This window comes from Streptomyces sp. NPDC091387 (assembly GCF_044756945.1).
In the GTDB taxonomy this organism is placed as follows: Bacteria; Actinomycetota; Actinomycetes; order Streptomycetales; family Streptomycetaceae; genus Streptomyces.
In genome coordinates this window covers 59,030-79,278 of the sequence record NZ_JBIVTZ010000024.1, presented here as the reverse complement: position 1 = coordinate 79,278, position 20,249 = coordinate 59,030, and the positions used below count along the sequence as shown (strand labels likewise).

20 protein-coding genes are annotated in these 20,249 nt (G+C 70.2%); 15 read left to right on the top strand and 5 right to left on the bottom strand.

The features are described from left to right. Window positions 1–526: 526 nt before the first annotated feature. From ACIQM0_RS34960 to ACIQM0_RS34950, 3 genes are read right to left on the bottom strand one after another with little or no spacing between them, the layout of a single operon-like run. Complete coding sequence (locus ACIQM0_RS34960; RefSeq protein WP_401294578.1) at window positions 527–1,465, bottom strand: FAD-dependent oxidoreductase; 939 nt, start codon at window positions 1,463–1,465, stop codon at window positions 527–529. Window positions 1,466–1,469: 4 nt separating this feature from the next. Continuing rightward, a complete protein-coding gene (locus tag ACIQM0_RS34955; RefSeq protein ID WP_401294576.1) occupies window positions 1,470–2,039 on the bottom strand; it encodes an isochorismatase family cysteine hydrolase in 570 nt (189 codons plus the stop codon). Window positions 2,040–2,065: 26 nt separating this feature from the next. Next, the gene (locus ACIQM0_RS34950) at window positions 2,066–3,139 is read right to left on the bottom strand and encodes a helix-turn-helix domain-containing protein (protein WP_401294612.1); all 1,074 of its coding nucleotides are present in this window, start codon (window positions 3,137–3,139) and stop codon (window positions 2,066–2,068) included. 274 nt (window positions 3,140–3,413) lie between these two features. Between ACIQM0_RS34950 and ACIQM0_RS34945 the strand changes: the two genes are divergently transcribed. The 10 genes from ACIQM0_RS34945 (at window position 3,414) to ACIQM0_RS34900 (ending at window position 14,534) form a co-directional block, all read left to right on the top strand. Continuing rightward, on the top strand, window positions 3,414–3,881 hold the full coding sequence (locus ACIQM0_RS34945) for an NUDIX domain-containing protein (protein WP_401294574.1): 468 nt from the start codon (window positions 3,414–3,416) through the stop codon (window positions 3,879–3,881). Window positions 3,882–3,884: 3 nt separating this feature from the next. After that, complete coding sequence (locus ACIQM0_RS34940) at window positions 3,885–4,532, top strand: hypothetical protein (RefSeq protein ID WP_401294572.1); 648 nt, start codon at window positions 3,885–3,887, stop codon at window positions 4,530–4,532. Further along, on the top strand, window positions 4,529–6,328 hold the full coding sequence (locus ACIQM0_RS34935; RefSeq protein ID WP_401294570.1) for a DUF4254 domain-containing protein: 1,800 nt from the start codon (window positions 4,529–4,531) through the stop codon (window positions 6,326–6,328). The genes ACIQM0_RS34940 and ACIQM0_RS34935 overlap by 4 nt, the downstream gene beginning before the upstream one ends. 44 nt (window positions 6,329–6,372) lie before the next feature. Beyond that, complete coding sequence (locus tag ACIQM0_RS34930) at window positions 6,373–6,948, top strand: phosphoribosyltransferase (protein WP_401294568.1); 576 nt, start codon at window positions 6,373–6,375, stop codon at window positions 6,946–6,948. Further along, a complete protein-coding gene (locus tag ACIQM0_RS34925) occupies window positions 6,945–8,102 on the top strand; it encodes a glycosyltransferase family 9 protein (RefSeq protein ID WP_401294566.1) in 1,158 nt (385 codons plus the stop codon). Before ACIQM0_RS34930 ends, ACIQM0_RS34925 begins: the two co-directional genes overlap by 4 nt. Next, window positions 8,099–9,235: a hypothetical protein gene (locus ACIQM0_RS34920; protein ID WP_401294564.1), complete on the top strand. Its 1,137-nt coding sequence runs from the start codon at window positions 8,099–8,101 to the stop codon at window positions 9,233–9,235. Before ACIQM0_RS34925 ends, ACIQM0_RS34920 begins: the two co-directional genes overlap by 4 nt. After that, window positions 9,220–9,981 (top strand): SDR family NAD(P)-dependent oxidoreductase, encoded by a 762-nt coding sequence (locus ACIQM0_RS34915; RefSeq protein ID WP_401294562.1) that lies wholly within the window; start codon window positions 9,220–9,222, stop codon window positions 9,979–9,981. Before ACIQM0_RS34920 ends, ACIQM0_RS34915 begins: the two co-directional genes overlap by 16 nt. Then, window positions 9,974–10,567 (top strand): histidine phosphatase family protein, encoded by a 594-nt coding sequence (locus tag ACIQM0_RS34910; protein ID WP_401294560.1) that lies wholly within the window; start codon window positions 9,974–9,976, stop codon window positions 10,565–10,567. Before ACIQM0_RS34915 ends, ACIQM0_RS34910 begins: the two co-directional genes overlap by 8 nt. 552 nt (window positions 10,568–11,119) lie before the next feature. Further along, window positions 11,120–13,534, top strand: a complete 2,415-nt coding sequence (locus ACIQM0_RS34905) for a helicase-associated domain-containing protein (RefSeq protein ID WP_401294610.1) — start codon at window positions 11,120–11,122, stop codon at window positions 13,532–13,534. A gap of 94 nt (window positions 13,535–13,628) precedes the next feature. Continuing rightward, on the top strand, window positions 13,629–14,534 hold the full coding sequence (locus ACIQM0_RS34900; protein WP_401294558.1) for a phosphorothioated DNA-binding restriction endonuclease: 906 nt from the start codon (window positions 13,629–13,631) through the stop codon (window positions 14,532–14,534). Window positions 14,535–14,673: 139 nt separating this feature from the next. Here the strand turns inward: ACIQM0_RS34900 and ACIQM0_RS34895 are convergent, their stop codons facing one another. Continuing rightward, window positions 14,674–16,179, bottom strand: a complete 1,506-nt coding sequence (locus ACIQM0_RS34895; protein WP_401294556.1) for a SulP family inorganic anion transporter — start codon at window positions 16,177–16,179, stop codon at window positions 14,674–14,676. 472 nt (window positions 16,180–16,651) lie between these two features. On the opposite strand from ACIQM0_RS34895, the gene ACIQM0_RS34890 reads away from it, so the two are divergent. The 5 genes from ACIQM0_RS34890 (at window position 16,652) to ACIQM0_RS34870 (ending at window position 19,486) form a co-directional block, all read left to right on the top strand. Further along, window positions 16,652–17,062 carry a MerR family transcriptional regulator gene (locus ACIQM0_RS34890; RefSeq protein ID WP_401294554.1) on the top strand — a complete coding sequence of 137 codons (411 nt, stop codon included), beginning with the start codon at window positions 16,652–16,654 and terminating at the stop codon, window positions 17,060–17,062. A 185-nt stretch (window positions 17,063–17,247) separates the two neighbouring features. Next, a complete protein-coding gene (locus ACIQM0_RS34885) occupies window positions 17,248–17,547 on the top strand; it encodes a hypothetical protein (protein WP_401294552.1) in 300 nt (99 codons plus the stop codon). A gap of 119 nt (window positions 17,548–17,666) precedes the next feature. Beyond that, complete coding sequence (locus tag ACIQM0_RS34880; RefSeq protein ID WP_401294550.1) at window positions 17,667–18,299, top strand: HhH-GPD-type base excision DNA repair protein; 633 nt, start codon at window positions 17,667–17,669, stop codon at window positions 18,297–18,299. A gap of 149 nt (window positions 18,300–18,448) precedes the next feature. Then, on the top strand, window positions 18,449–18,745 hold the full coding sequence (locus tag ACIQM0_RS34875) for a type II toxin-antitoxin system VapB family antitoxin (RefSeq protein ID WP_073736427.1): 297 nt from the start codon (window positions 18,449–18,451) through the stop codon (window positions 18,743–18,745). Window positions 18,746–18,889: 144 nt separating this feature from the next. Next, window positions 18,890–19,486, top strand: a complete 597-nt coding sequence (locus tag ACIQM0_RS34870; RefSeq protein WP_401294608.1) for a LytR C-terminal domain-containing protein — start codon at window positions 18,890–18,892, stop codon at window positions 19,484–19,486. Window positions 19,487–19,538: 52 nt separating this feature from the next. Here the strand turns inward: ACIQM0_RS34870 and upp are convergent, their stop codons facing one another. Then, window positions 19,539–20,174: a uracil phosphoribosyltransferase gene (gene upp / locus ACIQM0_RS34865; protein ID WP_219573448.1), complete on the bottom strand. Its 636-nt coding sequence runs from the start codon at window positions 20,172–20,174 to the stop codon at window positions 19,539–19,541. Between the last annotated feature and the right edge of the window lie 75 nt (window positions 20,175–20,249).

Sequence of the window (20,249 nt, the reverse complement as noted above, 5' to 3'; positions counted from 1 at the left end):
GCGCCTGGCGCAGGGCGTGAGCAGAGGCAGGGGCCCGTGGTTGCAGTCATGGTTGCGTTCACTGGCGTACAGCACCGTCCAATGGCGTACCCGACCATGCCGCGCCGCTGGTCAGGACGTTCTCGTACGTACCCGCACCCCGGGCGAACATGTGGAAGGCGTGCTGGGGGCAACCCCTCACGCGTTCGAATCTCGTATCCTCCGCCATTGCTCTCACCGGGTAATACGTCGAAGGGTCCCGCAGCTTGCTGCGGGACCCTTCGACGTTGGTGGTTGCAGTTGCCCCTCTGACACTGAACCGGCCTCGAACCAGCCTGGGAGCGGCACCTGCCGCACGCCATCGCCGCGTTGCGTCCGTAGCGGCGCGTCACTTGAGAGCACGGGAAACACGGGCCCACCTCTCACGGAGGGCGACCCAGGACGGAAGCAGCCGCTGCCCGCTCCACAGCCGTGATCCACGTGGCCCGTCGACTGCGCTGGGCCGGGACACGGGCGAGGGGGAGATCATCCGTCGGCTGCCCGAGGTTCACGAGGGCAGCGATAGGTCTCGGGCAGCGTAGTAGGCGCGCAGCGCGGCCTCGCTGCCGGAGCCCAAGGCCGTCATGATCCGCTGGAAGCGGGCAGAGCGCAGGTCTCCGGCCACGATGATGCGGGGGTGCTGGCCGGCGGGCGGGGCGTAGCCGTCGGCGCTTCGGACGAGATCACCGGACGGGGCCGCCGGTGCGTTCCCAATGCTCACGTACGTGGCGTCTGCGGTGACCACGCGCCGTGCGCCGTCCTGGCCCACCAAGTCCGCTGTTGCCGAGCTCTTTTCGGAAGTGTGCAGAGTCAGGCGCGCGACGGGCAAGAGCGTGACGTGGGGGTCGTCGCGGATCTCCTCGACCTTGTACACGTCCGCCTCCGGGTAGGCGACGAGCAGGCGGGTGTCCGTGTCCGGGTGGGCACGGAGGAAAGTGCCGATCGGGCGGTCACCACCAAGGACGAGGAAAGTGCGGCCCTGGGCGTCGTCCGCGTCGGCCTGCCAGAGCGGGGGCAAGATGAGGCCGCTGGGAGCGGTGATCCAGGGGACATCATGGGGCTGGAGGGGACCGACGCCGGTGGCGACGACTGCGTACGGGGCAGCCAGGCGGGTACCGGTATTCAGGGTGACGGTGACATTGTCGTCCTCGGCACGGAGTTCGACTACGCGGCGGCCGAGTTCCAGGCGGCACAGCTCCGTGCTCTTCAACTCGGCGGTGATGGCTTCGGCAAGCGCGGAGCCGCTGATGTGCCCGCCGAGGACGTTGTTCAGGGCCCCGATGCGGTAGAGGTTGCGGCACAGCCTGTCCGGCTCGACCAAGACCGAGCGCATACCGACGCCGGCGGCCATGCGGGCGGCGGCGCAGCCGGCCGGCCCGCCTCCGATGATGATCAGGTCGGTGTCCTGGGATGCGGGCGAACCGGTGCGGGGCGAGGTGTCGGCCATGGGGCTATTCCAGCACCGGCGCCCCAGAGTACGCAGTGAGTTGCCCCACCACATGATCGGTGGTGACGAGTTGGCTGGATCCGACCAGGCGACGTGCAACGACGAGGCCGGCGTCGTGGACATCCGGGCCCGCGTCAGTGGCGCAGGCGTCGGTGACAATCCAGGGTGCGTAGTCCCGCTCGAAGGCATCGGCGGCGGATTTCAGGACGCAGCTCTCGGTGGCGATCCCGCAGAAGACTAGGTCGGTCCAGCCGGCCTGGCGGATCAGTTCGTCAGCCTCGGGAGTGAACAGCGTGTACCCGGTCTTGTCGATGACCTTGTGCGCGTGGGCAGCGGCCTCGGCGAGTTCGGGCACGATGTCGGTCTCGGGCGGCTCTTGGAGCCGGTGCCACTGGAAGAAGCGCTCGTAGGAGCTGCCGGGGTAGTTGAAGTAGCGGGTAAAGACCACTGGTCGGCCGGTGGTCGTCCACTGGGCGATCAGGCCGGAGACCGCTGGCACCGCGTTGCGGCTGTGGTGGTTCACGAAGCCGTTCTGCATGTCGATCACGACCAGCGCGGCGCTGCCGATGTCCATCCGCCGTCTCTCCTGCCTCTTGCCCCTCAGCCAACGCCCTCGCGTAGAGCGTCCTGCGCGGCGCGCAGCCGTTCGGCCAGCCCGCTGGTCTTCATGATGGCTTCCCGCATCAGAACGTGTTGAGCGGTCTCCTGAGCGCGGGCCGTCGTGAGCCGGGAGTACGCGGCGCGCAGAAAGCGCCAGCCGTACTGCTCGGGCATGGAGGGGTCTTGTCCGTCCTCGATCATCTGTTGGATCTGGTGGGTGAAGCACCACAGGGCCTGGACGGTCAGCTCGCAGGTGATCAGCTCGTCGATCGTGAGGCTGCGCTCGCGGGAGTGCGACGCATAGGCGACGCCGGACCATCCCGCGTAGCCGGTGGAGACTCCCCGTACGCCGAAGGGCACGACCTCCGGGTGGTCGAAGCCGGTGGCGAGGAGCGACTCCTCGACCGAACCGTCCAACGGCGCGGGGCCGCCAAAGGCGCCGCGGTCGACCAGGACCGAGGGCGTGGAGAGCAGGCGCAGGACGGTGTCGTAGGTGTTGCCGGTCCAGGGGCTGGAGGTGAGCCAGTACAGGGAGAGGACGTACTCGGGATGAGGGACGCCGGGCTGGTCCTCGCCCAGGAGGTCGCGGATCTTGTCCCGCGCCCAGGGGAGGTCGGAGGCGTACGAGCGGTAGCGCCACACGGCAAGTTCGGTGAGCGATGCCGGCTCGTGGGGCTGGACGAGGTGGAAGACAGCGACGCCGCACGCGAAGACGTACAGGGAGCATTCCTGCGCTTCGGGGTGGTCCACACGTGCCGTCGAGGACTCCAGCCAATCCGTGCCCGCACTCGGTGTCATGTGTGCGCGGAGTCGGCGGGCGCGCTCAACGCCGATGAAGACCGGCAGGAACTTATGGGAGTCCACTTCGATCACGCCGACGACGGACGGCACGCCGCTCTCCGGTCCGAGGGCCGCGCCGAACCGCGCCTTCGCGTCGTCCGACGCCCGGCTGAGTGCCGTATCGAGGACTGCCTGCGACTCGGCACGCGGAAGGTAACCGGTCCCGCCGCCTTCCCAGTTCGACACAGTCCGGTCGCTGACGCCCAGGTACGCGGCGAAATCCCGAAGGCTCATGCGCAGGGAGTCGCGCAGCAGCCGCGCTTCCCGGCCGGACCATCGCTGCACCGTGACCATCGCCGTACCCCCTGTCCGCAGCCCGATGGGACACCCAAAAACTCAGCGTAGCCAGCCAACTGCAGCAACGGTGCGGCATTGCTGCAGCGCTCCTACCTCACTCCCCGGACCCGGCCTGCACCATGCTGAGTTCACCGAGCCGGGGAGTACCAACCGCCACCAGGCGGTGCTCCGCCCGTTCTCTCCTGTACCTCGTTCAGAAGGAGCCAACGGTATGACCGACATCGTCAAGCGCAACGCCCGCGTCATCCTCCTCGACGGCGACGACCTGGTCCTGATCAAGCGCACCAAGCCGGACAGGGACCCGTACTGGGTGACGGTCGGCGGCGGCGTAGAGGAAGACGACGCAACCATCGAAGCAGCCTTGCACCGCGAGGTGTTCGAGGAGCTCGGCGGCAAGCTGGAGCACGCCGAACTCGTCCATCTGATCACCGACCAGTTGGAGGGTGGCATCGGCGTTCAGCACATCTTCGCGGCCCGCCTGGAGTCGATGGACCTGTCCGCCCGTACGGGCACGGAGTTCGCCAAGCCGGAGCGGGGCGGGTACGAGGTGGTCCGGGTGCCGTTCACCGCCAAGGCCGCCCGTGAGCTGAACCTGATGCCGCCGGAGCTGGCCGACTTCATCGCCACGAACACGGAGGCGATCGTCTCTGTCCTCAACGCTCCGATCCGCGAGACGTGAGCGATGAGGCGAGCACCGGACTTCATCAGCCTCAACGGCCCCGACAACGTGGGCAAGACGACCCACCTCGTGCGGCTGGCCGAGCGGTGGGGCGGCTGCCAGCCGCTTGGCGCCGTCCACGAGCACGACCCCGAGCCGTGGGCGCGGGTGGCGGGCGGCGACTACGCCCGATGGTGGTTCGAGACATCTACGACCGTCGAGCTGACAGAGATGCTGCTGGCCGGCCACACCAAGCGGGCCGCTGCCCGTGAGACCGGGCGTACGGGTCTGCTCGACCGCGGCCTGCCCATGCTCCTCGCCGTGTCCGCCGCGACCTGCGTGGTCAAGGACGGGCTGAAGGTGGGAGAGGCGCTCAAAACCGTGATGAGCCTTGTTGGTTCACGTGCCGGAGCAGCAGAGACCTCGATCCTCCTGATCCCGTCCCGCGATGCCGAGCGCAGCTACGCCATCACCAGCGCACGCGAGGGCCGTCCCTGGACCGGGATCTACCCGGCGTACCAGAAGACGCTGCACGCGGCCCTGCTCCACCAGGCCGGCCACGGCGCGTACAGCGCCATCGTGGACTGCGAAGGCCGCTCCCTGGACGACGTACACGACGACGTACGCGATCACCTCGGTATCACCCACCTCACCGACGGGAGTCCCCGATGACCCAGAACTCCCCTCCTCTGGTCCTGCCTTCGGGCCTGGCCCGGGCCCTGGCAGCCCTCCAGGACAAGGACCGGCGCCGCCTGGACGACACCGTTACGCGGCTCCACACCGTCAACGGACGCCTGTGGGACACCGAGGACCGGGTGCGCGGCGCGTTACTGTCCACCGCCCAGGTCGCCGACTGCAAGCGCGAGATCGATCAGCTCAACGCCGAACGCAACACACTCGCCGAGCGGGCCGACGAGGTCCTCGGCGCGCTGGCGGACGCGGGCTGTGCCGACGCGTCGCTGCACACCGAGACGCTCGCGTCGGTCGTCGACCGCCTGTCGGTGCTGACGCTGCGCCTCTGGCACAGCGAGCGGGCCGCTGTCAGGGATGAGCTGGCCCGCCGTCGTGTGCCGGCCCTTCTCGGCCAGCAGGAGGAGCTGCGTGCCGCTCTCGACTCGCTGGTCTCTGACGTCGTCGCCGGGCGCAGGCGGCTCCCCACGCCGGCCCGGTTCAAGTTGTACGGCCGGGACGATGTTGTCCCCACTGAGATCAAGCCGAGCCGGCACCTGCGCCGGGTTCTCGCGTTCGGCGGGCTGAGCGAGTGCGGCAAGAGCACCAGTGCCGAGTTCGTCCGGCGCATGTGCGGGGCCCAGCGCCTCAAGATCGGCTTCCTGCTGCGGCAGGCCGCTCACCGGGAGGGGCTCGCAGACCCGTACACCCTGTCGGCGCGAAGGCAGGCAGGGCTGATGCTCGGCGAGTTGAACCGCTTCGCGGAGCACCACGTCGACACGCGGCTGTTCACCATCGAGTCCGTGCACGACGACGCCTCGATCGCCGAGCTCAAGCAACTCATGGGTGACAGGCTCCAGGTCGTCTACCTGGACGCTTCCTTCGCCGTACGTGTGGAACGGTCCGGCATGCAGGCCCCGGCCGTCGCTGCGAAGGACGAGATCAAGATGAGCCGCGGCGCCCACCAGGTCGCCGCGCTGGCCGACCACGTAATCGACAACTCGGGCAGCATCACCGCCCTGCGCGCCCGACTCCGACGCATCGCCACCCCACCCGCCCCCATAACACTGCACGTAGCCACCCCGTACGGGCTGGGCCTGCCGGCCGCTGTCGCCTCGGCGACGGCCGACTTCACCGACGCGGTACGGACATACGGCACTGGCGTGCAACTTGCCGCCCTGACCGGAAGCCCTGGCGAGGGGACCTGGATCGCCGGCTGGTCCGACCTGGATCTGCTCGTGATCGCCGACCACAAGATCACCGGCCGGATCCACAAGGCCGTGCACGAGTACCGGCGCGCTCTGAACGGTGCGGCCTCGCTCGGCCCCACCCTCGTCACCCCGGGCGAACTGACCGCCCGGCGCCTCACTCCCCGCCTGGCTTTCGCCCTGTATCAGCTCCAGCAGGGCCAACCCGCCCTGCACACCGCACCCGGCATCGAACTGCCGACCATCACACGGGACGAGCTCGCACTGGCCGCCATCCATGAACTCCCCCAGGTCATCCTCACCATGCGCCGCCTGCGAGCCGACGCGGGGCCGGACACCCTGCGGCAGCTCTACAAGCACCTCGTGCTGGCCTGCCGTCTCCTCCTCCGCGAGCACGGCCAGTGGGAGGTCGGGCCCGACCGGATTCTTTCCGCGGCTTCCCGGATGCCGGGGCTGACCGCTGCACCCGTGCCCTCCCTGGCCGAGATCTCCAGCGCCTGGCGTGATGGCGACACCGAGCTCGCCCTCAAGCCCGTCACCGCGGCTGTCGACCAGCTCCTCGCCTGGTACGCCACTCAGCTCGCTGCCTGAACAACCCCCCTTTTCCTTCCCCTCCATCCGACAGGAGCTTCGTCATGCCCGAAACCGTCGCCGTGCAGCCCTTCTCGGCCCGAATCGTCGAACGCCTGAGCGTCGGTGCGGCCAGCCGCACCGAACGCGTCATCCACTCCTTGGACGGCTTGGAGGACCCGGTTCACCCGGAGAGCCTGGCCACCACCGGGGCCGACTTGTGGCAGCGCCTTCAGGAGCAAGTACCGGACGGACTCGGTGCCGTGGACTATCTCCTCGGTCTGGATGCCGGCGGCATCCTGCCGACCGTCTCCCTCTCTGCCACCGCCCACTTGCCGTACAAGATCGCCTGGAAGCTGCACCTGCCGCTCGACGGCGTGGTCCGTTTCAGCGAGCCCCACGCGATGCGTACCGACGTCTTCGCGTACGGCATCACCCCCGGACAACGGATGGTCCTGGTGGACGACGAGATCACGACCGGCCGGACCCTGGCGGACCTCACCTGCCGTCTCCGCGAGGCCGGTGCGGTTCCGCTGGCTGCGGTCTGTCTGGTGGAGGACACCACGCGCGGAGCCCGCGACCTGCTCACCGGCCTCGGCCTGCCGATGGTCGCCCTCACCACGATCGAGGGTCCGGCGTGACCGCGGTCGCCTCGGCGGGGATCCGGTTCCATCCCGGCTCGCAGGTCACCCCCGCCGGGGCCGTTCACACCACTCCGCTCGGGTACAACCGTGACGGCGTTCCCCTCGGTGCACCACTTCCTCTTCCCGCCTCGGACGAGCTCGTCGAGCGCCTGAGTAGCTGCGGCGAGATCGAGGTGGCCTTCGAGGGGAAGCTCGGGGACACCCTCCTCGCCCTCTCGGCGGTCCGCGCGCTCGTCGACTGGCTGCGTGTGCGCTCGGTTCGTGTGGCCGTTCAGGCGACGGGCCCGTACGCAGGACTAATCGCCCGCACCGGCCTGGTCACACAGCCACCGGTCACCACGTCCAGTAGCCGGCGCGCCGTGATCAGCGACCGCGCCGGGGTCGAGGCACGGGCCTCGGGGGCGGCAGTGAACCTGGTGTGCGACCCGGCCGCCCCGCCCTGCTGGTCGAGCGACGGCTATGCCCACCCGGACCTGCCCGCCCGCCACTACCTGGCGCTGGAACGCCGCCTCGGAATCCGGCTGGCCGCCACCGCACCGTTCGCTCCCTTCCTCGCAACCGGGCCGAACGAACTCGTGGAAGAACTGGGCTCAGTGGGCTGGCTGAACGGCCTCACCATCGCTGCCGTCACCGCCACCAGCTGGCCGGAGCGCAAGGACTACACCGCCCAGCGTTACATCGCCCTAGCCGAGCAGATCGCCGAGGCACAGCAGTCGCAGGCCCGGCTCCTGCTCATCGGCGGCGCCCAGGATGGCGGTATCAGGATCTCCGCGGAACCATCGAGACGCCACGTGCAGGTCCTACGGATCGACGGGGTGCCGGCGAACGACCTGGCAGACCTCTTCCCGCGCTGCCGTCTGGTCGTCGGCAACGACACCGGCCTCACCCACCTCGCCGCGCTGGCGCGTGGCAGCGACGGCAGTGGCCCGCCGGTCGTCGGCCTGTACGCGCGTCACAGCCACAGCAAGTGGCGCACCGGCCTGCCCCACCACCACGCCGTCGCCACCGGCCAGTCCCACCGCATGCACCAGGGCGACCTCTGCCCCGTCCGCGACGCCATCGCCCCGGGCACAGACGCCCGCATGGACGCCTTCCCGTCCGCCTCGCTGGCCCGGGTCTGCATCGACCTGCTGAACGGGGTGGGGCTATGACGGTCCGGCCTCTTCTGCGGGTCGGTCCCGTACGACGCTTCACCCGCAACCTGCTCTGCCCTGTCGACCTCCTCGGCCGAACCCTCCTCCTGAAGTACACCCGCGACCCGTCCGAAGCCTGCCAGGAGATCCGCGGACACGCCCGGCTGGCCCGGCACTACCGCGTACCCACTCTCCACGCGCATCTCCGCGTACCCGGCGGACACCTCCTCGCGTACGAACGCCTCCCCTGCGGAACAGATCAAGGACTTTTGCTCGATCTCCTCAACACGGACGAACCGAGCAGCGCCCTCCACGACTACATGGACCGGCTCACCAGCACGTACCGCGACGTCATTCTCACGACCGCGCGACCGACCGATCCGACCCGTGTCGTCCAGAAGCTGTACGGGGATCGCGCGGCGCCCGGCGGGCGGCTCGACACGTATTACGCCGGGAGGGATTTCCTGGTCGCCGACGGCCTCGTAGACATCCCCGTCTCCCGTCTCGGCACGTACACCCTGAGCATCAACGGCCGCCGACAGCAAGTGGACTGGGCCGCCACCCTCCGCTGGCTGCGCGCCCACTTCGCCTCTACGGAACCGGTCTGGGCGGCCCTCACCCAGGGCGACCCCACCGACGTCAACCTCGCCCACCCGCTCGCCTGGTTCGACTACGACACCGCGGGGATGAACAGCATCCTGGGCGAGTTCGCCAACTTCCTCTGGTACGCCTCCGCCCTCGGCGGCTGGCTCGTGCCCACGTACAACCCGGCAGCCTTCGCCGACCACCCCGCAACCTTCAACCGCGTGCCGGCCAACTCCCCCGAGATCCGACGGGCGGACGTCGACCACGCCACGAAAACCATCCACATCGACTACACCCCGCGCCTCTCGGCTCCTCGGCGCACCGCCGTGACCCTGTACTGGGACCGGCTCGTACGACCGATCACGGACCGCCTCTGGCCCGGCGCGGACCTGTCGAACCTTCTCCGCCCCTACCTGGTCATGCGCATTCTCGGCGTTTACGACCTGGCCGACCTGGCCCCCGAGGACCGGCTTGTCCTTCTCGCCCGGCTCACCGAAGCCATGAGCCCCACCTTCGCCCCTGCCACGTACTTCTGCCCACTGGAGTCGCCATGCCCGGCCCCCTGAACGGCCGCACTGCCCTGGTCACCGGCGCAACCGGCGGCATCGGATCAGCCATCGCCCGCCGCCTCGCCGCCGACGGCGCCGCCGTAGCTCTCGCCCACTTCGGCGACGAACACACCGCAGCCGAGCTCGCCGCCCAGATCACCGGAAACGGCTGCGCTGCCGCTCTTCTGGAAGCTGACCTCCGAGATCCTGATGCCGTACGCGCCCTCTGCCACCAGGCACACGACCAGCTCGGCCCGATCGACATCCTGGTCAGCACGGCGGGCGCCTACCCGCGCCGAACATGGACGGATACGACACCCGTCCACTGGGACGACATGCTGGCCACCAACCTGACCAGCCACTACCTCCTCGCCCACGAGCTGACCCCCGCCATGACCACCGTCGGTTGGGGCCGGATCATCACGATCGGATCCGTCCTCGCCACCGCAGGCCGCCACGACCTCGCCGGCTACATCAGCGCGAAGGCCGGCCTCGAAGGACTCACCCGCGCCCTCGCCCGCGAACTCGGACCCGACGGCATCACCGCGAACTGCGTCGCCCCCGGCTCCATCCGCGTCCCCGCCGAGGACACGGTCGTCGACGACCCGGAAGCCATGACCGCACGACAGCTCGCCCGCCAGTGCGTCCAGCGCCGAGGCCGCCCGGACGACGTCGCCGCAGCCGTCGCCTTCCTCGCCACGGAGGACGCCGGCTTCATCAGCGGCCAGACCCTGCGCGTCGACGGAGGCTGGATCCTTGGCTGACATCTGGCTCATGCGCCACGGCGCCTACGAAGGCCACCGTCCCGGCCATCACGCCCCGCACGAAGCCGCCCTCACCGTGGAAGGCCGCGACGGGGTTCGCCGCTCCCTGCCCCTTCCCAACGGCATCACCGCGATCGTCACCAGCCCGATCCCCCGCGCCCGCCAGACCGCGTCCCTCATCTCGCACCTCACGGGCCTGCCGATCGTCGCGACCTCCGGCCTCCTCGCCGAGTGGCGCGCCCCGAGCATCGTCCTCGGACGCGCCGCCGAGACCTATCCGCCGGCCTACCGGGCCTGGCGCGCCCGCAGACTCGCCAACCCCTCCCTACGCTGCGAAGACGGCGAAAGCCTCACCGACCTCCACACCCGAGCCCGCCTCTGCGCCGCCTTCCTCCACCAGACTGCCCACCGGTACGGCCCAGTCCTGGCCGTCTCGCACACGCTCCTGCTGGGCGTTCTGACGCACCTTGCGGAAGGCCCCGCTGCCTTCACGACCGCCGCGAGGACGCCGTGGCAGTTCGCCGAGCGCCGCCTGTTCACCGTCTTCCGGTCCACGGCATTGCACCTTCAAAGACCTGCACGATGAACGGCCTACGGTCCGCCCGCCGCCGACGAGTTGTTGGACGCGGGCCGCCGTACACCTCCAGAGGTTCTTCTGCATGTCGCTTCCACCTATGTCCTTTGACAGCGAAGCTAGTCGCGTGCAGCGCGCTGACCTGCGGCGACTAGGTTGGATGTCAACGGAGGGGCCTCCGGCCCGGTAAGTCCTGTCAGGACGCCTCCGTGAAGGCAGCTACGAGAAAATGGCGACCGCCACCGAAGCTGCCAGGGCCCGGTTGCAGTTCTCGTTGGACTCGCCTCCGTACAGCACCTTTCAGACGTTCCATCGGCACCTTCCCCACCGCAGGTCAGAATGTCCCCATACCTCTTCGAGCTCCCAGGCGACCATGTGGAAAGCATGTTGGGGGCAACCCCTCACGAGTTCGAATCTCGTATCCTCCGCCCTTGCTCGCCTTCACTCAGAAGCGGGTTCCTGACGGCTCAGGAGGCAAGCGTCGCCCGCGATCCGCCATTCTGGTTCTGTGCAGGACCGATTCCGGTCGGAGACCATCGGCACTCGTCTTTGTGAGGTGTCCCCATCGACAAGCCCAGCGGATCAACTCTGGCCACGTGGCTGAGTGGTCTGGAAAACGACCGGCTCGAGCGGATCCTGGCAGCTCGACCGGATGCCGTGTCCCCGCCCGAACCACGATCGTTCGGCGAACTCGCGGACCGCCTTCAGCGCCCGTCGTCGGTAGCCCCCGTGCTGAGCGCGCTTGCGCTGCCACACCTGCAAGTGGCCGAGGCACTGGCGGCATTGGGCTCCGTTCCCTGTGCCGCCCTGGCCGATCTGCTGGATGCGACCGGAACGGAGAGCGCTCCCGGGCTGTGCGCGGCCCTGGAGGTGCTGGGCGACCGCGCACTCGTCTGGCTGGACGGCGAAGGGCTGCTGCGCATGGCGGCGCCGTTGCGGCAGGCGTGGGAGTCGCCGCTGGGGCTGGACGCACCGCTCACCCGGCTGCTGGCGGACACGACCTCCGAGGAGTTGCGGCGCATGCTGGTGGCCCTGGGCATCCCGTCGCCCGGCACCACCAAGAAGCATCGGCTGACAGCCCTCCTGGAGCACCACGGCGATCCGGAGCGGGTGGCTGCCGTCATCGCTTCGGCGCCTGCGTCCACCCGGAGGCTGCTGGAGCGGCGAGCCTCCCACCAGGGCGAACAGGCCCAATCACACGACCGTTTCCTCATGTCCAGGACGCCGTCGGCCGACTCCGAGCCGGGTGTGCGCTGGGCACTGGAGCGGGGGCTGCTGGTCCAGGGCCGGTACTCCGGACACGGATCCACCCGCATGCCCGCCGAGGTGGCGCTCGCCCTGCGCGGAGTCGGCTGGCGCGCTCCCTTCGAGCCCGCCCCGCCCGTCGCGCGGACGGTGTCCGTCACCTCGGCGGAAGTGGACCGGGAGGCGGCGGCCGCCGCCACCGCGTTCGCCGCACATGCCGCGTCGGTTCTGGCGGCGTGCTCCGCGGCTCCGCCGGTCCTGCTGAAGTCCGGGGGGATCGGAGCACGTGAGTTGTCCCGGGTCAGCAAGTCGGCACCATGCGACACCGCCGTCGTACGTCTCGTTCTTGAGACGGCGTACGACGCCGGGCTGCTGGCACAGGACAGCGACCGGGTCGCGGCAACGGACGCATACGACATCTGGGCGGAACGAGAACCGGCGGAGCAGCTCACCACGCTTCTCCACGCCTGGCGAACGCTGCCGCTGACTCCGACCCAGGCACGCGACGAGGACGGCAAGGCGCTGCCCGCGCTCGCCGGAACACCGCCCTGCGGCGGCTGTCTACAGACCCGGGAGGGGCTCCTCGCCGCCGCGGCGCAGCTCCCGGCAGACCGGGGAGTGCACGGCCCCGCGGAACTCGGGCCACTGGTCGCCTGGCATCGCCCGCTCGCCGAGTCGCTCCCCCAGGACACCACGCCTTTCGCCACGGCGATCCGAGAAGCGGAACTGCTCGGGGTCGTCGCCCGCGGCGCCCTGTCCCCCATCGGTGCCGCTCTGCGGGCCGACGGCACAGAAGCGCTGGCCGCCGCCTGTGACCGGCTGCTGCCGACGGCCACCGGGGCAGCCCGTTTCGGCACGGACCTCACCGCCGTCGTCACCGGAACACCGTCCGCCCGCCTCGCCGCACTGCTGGACAGCGTCGCGGACAAGGAAGTCAGTGGCACGGCATCGGTGTGGCGGTTCAGCCCCACAACCGTTCGCCGTGCCCTGGACACGGGCCGCACGGCGAACGCCATCGCGGCCGACCTGAGCGCCGTCGCGGTCGGCGCCCTGCCCCAGTCGCTGTCGTACCTGATCAACGACTCCGCGCGCACTCACGGCCGTGTCCGCATCGCCCCCGCTGCCTGTGTGATCCACGGCGAAGAACCCGCTCTCCTCGCCGAACTCGCCACGCACAGAAAGCTCGCCGCCCTCGGCCTGCGCTTGCTGGCACCGACCGTGCTGGTCAGCCGGACCCCACTCGACAAGACCCTCGCCGCGCTCCGGACCGCTGGTTACGCCCCCGTCGCCGAGAGGGCCGACGGAACCGTACGCGTCGAACGGATCCGGCGCCGGCCTGCCGCCCCGGTCCCGGGCCAGCGGCGGCAGTCCTTGCCGACGGCGACTCCGGTGACCGTCGGCCTGAGCGCACTGGCCGCCAGGCTGCGGGCCGCCCCGACGACGCTTCCGGCTCCCGACCCGTTCGGCACCGGGGTCCCCTACGGCACGGACACCGAGGAGATCGTCGCCGGATACGCCAAGAACCTGGCGTACAGCGACGTCCGTCAGCTCGCCCATGCCATCGACTCCGGCACAGCCGTCACGGTCGAGTACGTCGCCGCCTCGGGCAACCGGACCGTACGCACCCTCAGCGAGCTCGTGCTCGACCCGCCCTACTTGTATGCGTGGTGCCGCCTGCGCGACGACGACCGGGTCTTCGCCCTCTCCCGTATCCACGGCGTCATGCCCGGGTAGCCGGGATCCGCGTCGTGGGCCGGTGCCCGGCCGGCCCCCGGGGCGATGCCCCACGGCCGAACGCTGCGACGAGCCGCCACTACGATCGCCGACTATGAACTGGGTCGAGCGCACCGCGCAGTTGAGGCAGTGGACGAGGGGCGGGACCCGGGCCGCGCACAAGCCGTTGCTGTTCCTGTACGCGCTCAGCCGGTTCCAGCAGGACGCTGATGACGAGCTGCGGTACAGCGCCGTGGAGGAGGACCTGCGGGGACTGCTCGCCGAATACGGTCCCGGTAACCGGACGACTCCCGCCTACCCCTTCCACCATCTGGTGAGTGACGGCGTCTGGGAGGTGCGCACCGAGCGCGGGCCGGGCAGTCCCGGCACCGGGGTCAGGGAGCTGCGCGCAAGCGGCGCCGCCGGGCGGCTGACGCCGGAGCTACGGGCGGCGCTGCGGCGGGAGCCGTCCCTCCTCGGCCGGATGGCGCGGGTGCTGCTCGATCTGAACTTCCCGCCCTCCCTCCACGGAGAGCTGTGCGAAGCCGTCGGCCTGGAGCTGGAGGAGGCCGAGACCGGGCAGCTCTCTGCCGCACGCCGGCGGCGGGACCGGCGGATGCGGGAGACGGTCCTGACGGCGTACGAGTACCGGTGCGCCTTCTGCGGGTACGACGGCAGGATCGGCGCGGTGCCGGTCGGGCTTGAGGCCGCCCACGTGCGGTGGTGGGCGTTCGACGGGCCGGACGACGTCGAGAACGGGCTGTGCCTGTGCTCGCTGCACCACAAGCTGTTCGACAAGGGCGTACTCGGTCTCGGCGAAGGCCATGGCGAGGGCCACCGCATCCTGGTCTCGCAGAGCTTCGTCGGCCACAGCACCGCCGCCCGCGAGCATGTCATCACCCTCGCCGGCCGACCGCTCCTCGGCCCCCAGCCGGGCGTCCGCCCCATCGCCGCCGCCCACCGTTCCTGGCACAGCAGCCAGGTCTTCCACGGCAGCCCGCGTCCCGCCACGACCGCCTGACCACCGACCTGGCGGTCACAGAACGCGCTGATGAGGAACGCGATACCAACGCTGACGCCCGGCCGCACCGGGCACGCGGAGCCTCCCGCGGCATGACGGGCTGCGGCGCCCCATGCGCGGCACGCCCTGTGGACACCGTTCAGTGCCCCCCGGTGAGTTCGCCGCTGAGCCTGTCGTGGATCTGGGCGCTGGGCTGGTTGAGGCCGATGATCTCGACGGACTTGCCGCGCTGGGCGTACTTCGTCTCGATCGCGTCGAGCGCCGCGACGGAGGAGGCGTCCCAGATGTGGGTGGCCGTCAGGTCGATGACGACCTTGTCGGGGTCGCCGGCGTAGTCGAACCGGGTGACCAGGTCGTTGGAGGAGGCGAAGAAGAGCTCACCGGTGACCGCGTAGACGACCTGGGTGCCGTCGGGGTCGACGACGGCGGTGACGTCGGCCAGGTGGGCGACGCGCTTGGCGAAGACGACCATCGCGGTGACGGTGCCGACGACGACGCCGATCGCGAGGTTGTGGGTGGCGACGACGCAGGCCACGGTGACGGCCATGACGGCGATCTCGCCGGCGGGCATCCGCCTCAGCGTCTTCGGGGCGATGGAGTGCCAGTCGAAGGTCGCGAAGGACACCATGACCATGACGGCGACCAGCGCGGCCATGGGGATGTCGGAGACGATCGGGCCGAAGACGATGCACAGCACCATCAGGAACGCACCCGCCAGGAACGTGGACAGGCGGGTGCGGGCCCCGGACACCTTTACGTTGATCATCGTCTGGCCGATCATGGCGCAGCCGCCCATGCCGCCGAGGAAGCCGGTGACGATGTTGGCGATGCCCTGGCCGACGGACTCACGTGTCTTGGAGGAGTGGGTGTCGGTGATGTCGTCGACCAGCTTGGCCGTCATCAGCGATTCCATCAGGCCGACCAGCGCCATCGCGAGCGCGTAGGGGGCGATGGTGGTCAGCGTGTCCAGGGTGAAGGGCACGTCGGGCAGGCCAGGTACGGGCAGGGCGGACGGCAGTTCGCCCTTGTCGCCCACGGTCGGCACCGCGATCCCCGCGGCGACGGTGATCACGGTGAGGATCACGATGGACACGAGCGGGGCCGGGATCACCTTGGTGACCTTCGGGAAGAACACCATCAGAGCCAGACCGGCCGCGATCAGCGGGTAGACGGGCCAGGGCACGTCGTGCATCTCCGGGACCTGGGCCATGAAGATGAGGACGGCGAGGGAGTTGACGAAGCCGACCATCACGCTGCGGGGCACGAACCGCATCAGCTTCGCGATGCCGAGCGCCCCGAGGACGATCTGGAAGAAGCCGGCCAGGATCACCGCCGCGACCAGGTAGCCCAGCCCGTGCTCGCGGTTGAGCGGGGCGATGACCAGGGCGACGGCGCCGGTCGCGGCGGAGATCATCGCGCGGCGTCCGCCGACGACCGAGATGGTCACGGCCATGGTGAAGGACGCGAACAGGCCGATGGCGGGGTCGACCCCGGCGATGACCGAGAACGAGATCGCCTCGGGGATCAGCGCGAGCGCGACCACCAGGCCGGCCAGGACCTCGGTGCGCCAGACCTTCGGGTCGGACAGCCAGTCGGGACGCAGACCGCGCAGCCGCGCGGCCGGGGACAGTGCGGAGGTAGTCAAGAGAAGCGGAACCTGTCGTGCTCGGGCCCACCCGGCGTCACCGAGGGGCGTACGGAACAGTACGAAGGCCGAGGTCGCCGTACGCGGCGACCGGGATGGCCGTACGGAGACCCGGATGGCCATCCGCGAGGCCCGCGAGCGGCGGGCCGAAGTCACAGGGAGCAGCGGCATGACCTGCGGACCGTCCGGATGCCGCCGCTCAGGGGCTCACGGCGGGAAGGCGGCGACGCCGGGCTGTACGAGCATGCGCACGCGCTCTCCTGCGGCATCGGGCTTCGCCGGGGGCGTCGTCGGTCCCGGCACGGCTTTTGGCGACGGGCCGACCCGTCCCGCACCATGAACACGGAACGGCGGTGGCTCAAACCCTGACAGCCGCCGACTCTACTCTAACGTAACGGTAGAGATTGACGCAGACCGCCGCTGGGCCGAGACCTGGACCGGGCCCCGGCGGCAGACGAGGAAAGGCACCCGCGTGAGCAGCGACCACATGCAGATCGGCGAGGTCGCCGCGCGGACCGAGCTGTCGCTGCGCACCATCCGGCACTACGAGGAAACCGGCCTGGTCATCCCCTCGGCCCGCTCCCAGGGCGGGTTCCGCCTCTACACCGAGACCGACGTCGCCCGCCTGATGGTGATCCGCCGCATGAAGCCGCTCGGCTTCACCCTGGACCAGATGCGGGACCTCCTCGACGCCACCGACCGCCTCGACGCGGTCCCGCCCCCGGCGGGCGCCGAGCGCGAGGAACTCCTGGAGCGCGTGCGCCACTTCGAGCAGGCCGCCGCCGAGCGCGTCGCCGACCTGCGCAAGCAGCTGGGGCGGGCCGAGGAGTTCGCCGGCACCCTGCGCGAGCGGCTCGGCGAGGCCGCGCCCGTTCGGCCCTGACAGACCCGACAGCCCTGGACGCGCCCCGCGCCCGGCAACACGCCGACTTCCCGTCCATGAAGAGCATGTGCCCCCGTGTGGCAACAGCTCCCGCGGGACATGATCACCCGGGCCCCGGCGCCGCACCAGGCTCCCCCGGACCCCGCAGCATCCCTGTCCCCGCTCGTCCCGCCCCGGCCGCGCTGATGCGGTTGCTCGCCCCCGACGTCACCCTCTGGGCCGACGGCGGCGGGAAGTCCCCGGCGGCCGGACCGCTCCTGGTGCACGGCCGCGACAACGTCGCCCGGCTGCTCATCTCCCGCGCATCGCACCGCGAGGGCCTCGAGATCGTCTACCGGCAGGTCAACGGCGACCCCGCGGCGGTTCCGTTCAGCGGCGACACCCCGTTCGCCGTGATGGTCCTCGACCTGACACAGGACGGCGAACAGATCAGCGGCATCTACGACGTCGCCAACCCCGACAAGCTGCCGCCCGGGGTGCGGTGAGGGCCGGAATCGGCTGCAAAAGGTTACAAAGAGCGGCAAACGGCTTCAATCGGCCGCCAACAGCTCCGCAGGCGGTGATGGTGCTGGCCGTCGCACCCCGCGCTCGCGATGATCGGGCCATGACCAAGAGCGACAAAGGCCAGGACATCACCCTCCGGATCGCCCAGCAGCCGGAGGCGGACGAACTCCTCGGACGCAGTCCGCTCGCCGCCCTGGTGGGCATGCTGCTGGATCAGCAGGTGCCGATGGAGTGGGCCTTCTCCGGCCCGTACACCCTGGCGCAGCGGATGGGCGGGGACGATCTGGACGCCCATGAGATCGCCGTGTACGACCCCGAGGCGTTCGTCGAGCTGTTCACCGCGAAACCCGCGTTGCACCGCTATCCGGGCTCCATGGCCAAGCGGGTGCAGCAGCTGTGCCAGTACCTGGTGGCTCAGTACGACGGTGTGGCGAGCAGAGTGTGGAGCGACGCCGCCACCGGCGCCGAGCTCCGGAAGCGGCTGAACGCCCTGCCCGGTTTCGGCACCCAGAAGTCGCAGATCTTCCTGGCGCTGCTGGGCAAGCAGTTCGGCGTCCGGCCGCCGGGCTGGCGCGAGGCGGCGGGGCCGTACGGGGAGGACGGCTCGCACCGCTCGGTCGCCGACATCACCGGCCCCGAGTCGCTCGCCGAGGTCCGCGCGTACAAGCAGGAGACCAAGGCGGCGGCCAAGCTGGCGGCCAAGGCCGCGAAGACCGGCGCCAAGGGCAGGTGAGCGGGCCCGGCGATGCCGTACCCGGCCGCCATCTCCTCAGCCTCCTCACGGACCCAATTCCGGAATGGACGTTTATATGCCGTCGTAGCCCGCACCGCAGTCCCGCTCCGTGGCTGCGCCCGGCGGCTCTTGACCGGTAGGCTTTCCGTGTGATCTTCAAGCGCATCGGAAATGGGCAGCCCTATCCCGACCACGGCCGGGAAAGCACCCGGCAGTGGGCGGATGTCGCGCCGCGCCCGGTCCGCCTCGACCAGCTCGTGACCACCAAGGGCCAGCTGGATCTCGAAACCCTCCTCGCCGAGGACTCCACGTTCTACGGCGATCTGTTCGCGCACGTCGTGAAGTGGCAGGGCGACCTCTACCTGGAGGACGGACTGCACCGCGCGGTCCGCGCCGCGCTCCAGCAGCGCCAGGTACTGCACGCCCGCGTGCTCGAACTCGGCTGAGACCACACACCGCTCCACAACACGCCCCGCGGGGTTCGTTCGGGTGTTTTCCCACTCGGACGGGTGCGATCCATTGATCATTTAGTAGGCATCATCACCGGGTCGCACTACGCTGCGCCCATGAGCATGCTCACTCCCCCCGGCATGGGCGGAAAATACCGCATCACGGGTGACAAGTACCCGCGCATGCGGCGCCCCCGCCGCCGCACCAGACTGGTCCTCGCCGCCACCGCCTCCGTGGTCGCCCTAGGGGTGGCCGGATGGGGCACGCTGCAGCTCATCGATGTCTTCACGGGCGGCGACAAGACGGCCAGCGCCGCCGACCGCAAGGCGGACTGCCCGTCCGCCAAGCCGTCCGCGCCCGCCGTGGCACTGCCGAAGCCCGCGAAGATCAAGGTCAACGTCTACAACGCGACCCCGCGCGGCGGGCTCGCGAAGGCGGCGGCCGATGAGCTGAAGAAACGCGGGTTCACGATCGGCAAGGTCGGCAACGCCAGCGCCGCGTACGACAAGAAGGTCACCGGGACCGGCATACTGCTGGGCGCTCCGACCGCGGTCAACGGCACCTTCCCGGTGCTCGGCACGCAGCTGCCGGGGGCCGCGACCAAGACCGACGCCCGCAAGTCCGCGGACATCGATCTGATCATCGGTACGAAGTTCAAGGCGTTCAGCACGCCGCAGGCGGCCTCCACCGCCCTGACCGCCCTGACCAAGCCCGCCCCCGCGCCGTCCTCCTGCTGAGGACCGCGCGGGGCGGGCGGGGCGGGCGGGCGTCCTGGAGCCGGGACGGGCCCTAGCCGGCGGTGCCGTACATCCGGTCACCCGCGTCGCCGAGGCCCGGGACGATGTAGCCGTGCTCGTTGAGCCGCTCGTCGACCGAGGCGGTGACCACGGTGACCGGCGTCCCCGCCAGCTCGCGCTCCATCACCTCGACGCCCTCGGGCGCGGCGAGCAGCACGACGGCGGTGACGTCGTCCGCACCGCGCTTGATCAGCTCCTGGATGGCCGCGACCAGCGTGCCGCCGGTGGCCAGCATCGGGTCCAGGACGTACACCTGGCGGCCCGAGAGGTCCTCCGGCATCCGGGTCGCGTACGTGGACGCCTGCAGCGTCTCCTCGTCGCGGATCATGCCCAGGAAGCCCACCTCGGCGGTCGGCAGCAGCCGCACCATGCCGTCGAGCATGCCGAGGCCGGCCCGCAGGATGGGCACGACCAGGGGCCGCGGATACGAGAGCTTCACGCCGGTGGTGGGTGTCACCGGGGTCTCGATGTCGACCTGCTCGGTGCGCACATCGCGGGTGGCCTCGTACGCGAGCAGGGTGACCAGCTCGTCGGCGAGGCGCCGGAAGGTCGGGGAGTCGGTGCGCTTGTCGCGCAGGGTGGTGAGTTTGTGCGCGACCAGCGGGTGGTCGACGACGTGGATCCGCATGGGACCCACAGTAGCCGCGCCTCCCGTACCCGTGCGCTGGCATCAACCACACGTTCGGGGGGAAGGTGGGGGCAT

Bases quoted from the DNA above. Each gene is read 5' to 3' on its own strand.
- ACIQM0_RS34960 (WP_401294578.1), bottom strand. From the start codon at position 1,465: ATGGCCGACACCTCGCCCCGCACCGGTTCGCCCGCATCCCAGGACACC.
- ACIQM0_RS34955 (WP_401294576.1), bottom strand. From the start codon at position 2,039: ATGGACATCGGCAGCGCCGCGCTGGTCGTGATCGACATGCAGAACGGC.
- ACIQM0_RS34950 (WP_401294612.1), bottom strand. From the start codon at position 3,139: ATGAGCCTTCGGGATTTCGCCGCGTACCTGGGCGTCAGCGACCGGACT.
- ACIQM0_RS34945 (WP_401294574.1), top strand. From the start codon at position 3,414: ATGACCGACATCGTCAAGCGCAACGCCCGCGTCATCCTCCTCGACGGC.
- ACIQM0_RS34940 (WP_401294572.1), top strand. From the start codon at position 3,885: ATGAGGCGAGCACCGGACTTCATCAGCCTCAACGGCCCCGACAACGTG.
- ACIQM0_RS34935 (WP_401294570.1), top strand. From the start codon at position 4,529: ATGACCCAGAACTCCCCTCCTCTGGTCCTGCCTTCGGGCCTGGCCCGG.
- ACIQM0_RS34930 (WP_401294568.1), top strand. From the start codon at position 6,373: ATGCCCGAAACCGTCGCCGTGCAGCCCTTCTCGGCCCGAATCGTCGAA.
- ACIQM0_RS34920 (WP_401294564.1), top strand. From the start codon at position 8,099: ATGACGGTCCGGCCTCTTCTGCGGGTCGGTCCCGTACGACGCTTCACC.
- ACIQM0_RS34915 (WP_401294562.1), top strand. From the start codon at position 9,220: ATGCCCGGCCCCCTGAACGGCCGCACTGCCCTGGTCACCGGCGCAACC.
- ACIQM0_RS34900 (WP_401294558.1), top strand. From the start codon at position 13,629: ATGAACTGGGTCGAGCGCACCGCGCAGTTGAGGCAGTGGACGAGGGGC.
- ACIQM0_RS34885 (WP_401294552.1), top strand. From the start codon at position 17,248: ATGCGGTTGCTCGCCCCCGACGTCACCCTCTGGGCCGACGGCGGCGGG.
- ACIQM0_RS34880 (WP_401294550.1), top strand. From the start codon at position 17,667: ATGACCAAGAGCGACAAAGGCCAGGACATCACCCTCCGGATCGCCCAG.
- ACIQM0_RS34870 (WP_401294608.1), top strand. From the start codon at position 18,890: ATGGGCGGAAAATACCGCATCACGGGTGACAAGTACCCGCGCATGCGG.
- upp (WP_219573448.1), bottom strand. From the start codon at position 20,174: ATGCGGATCCACGTCGTCGACCACCCGCTGGTCGCGCACAAACTCACC.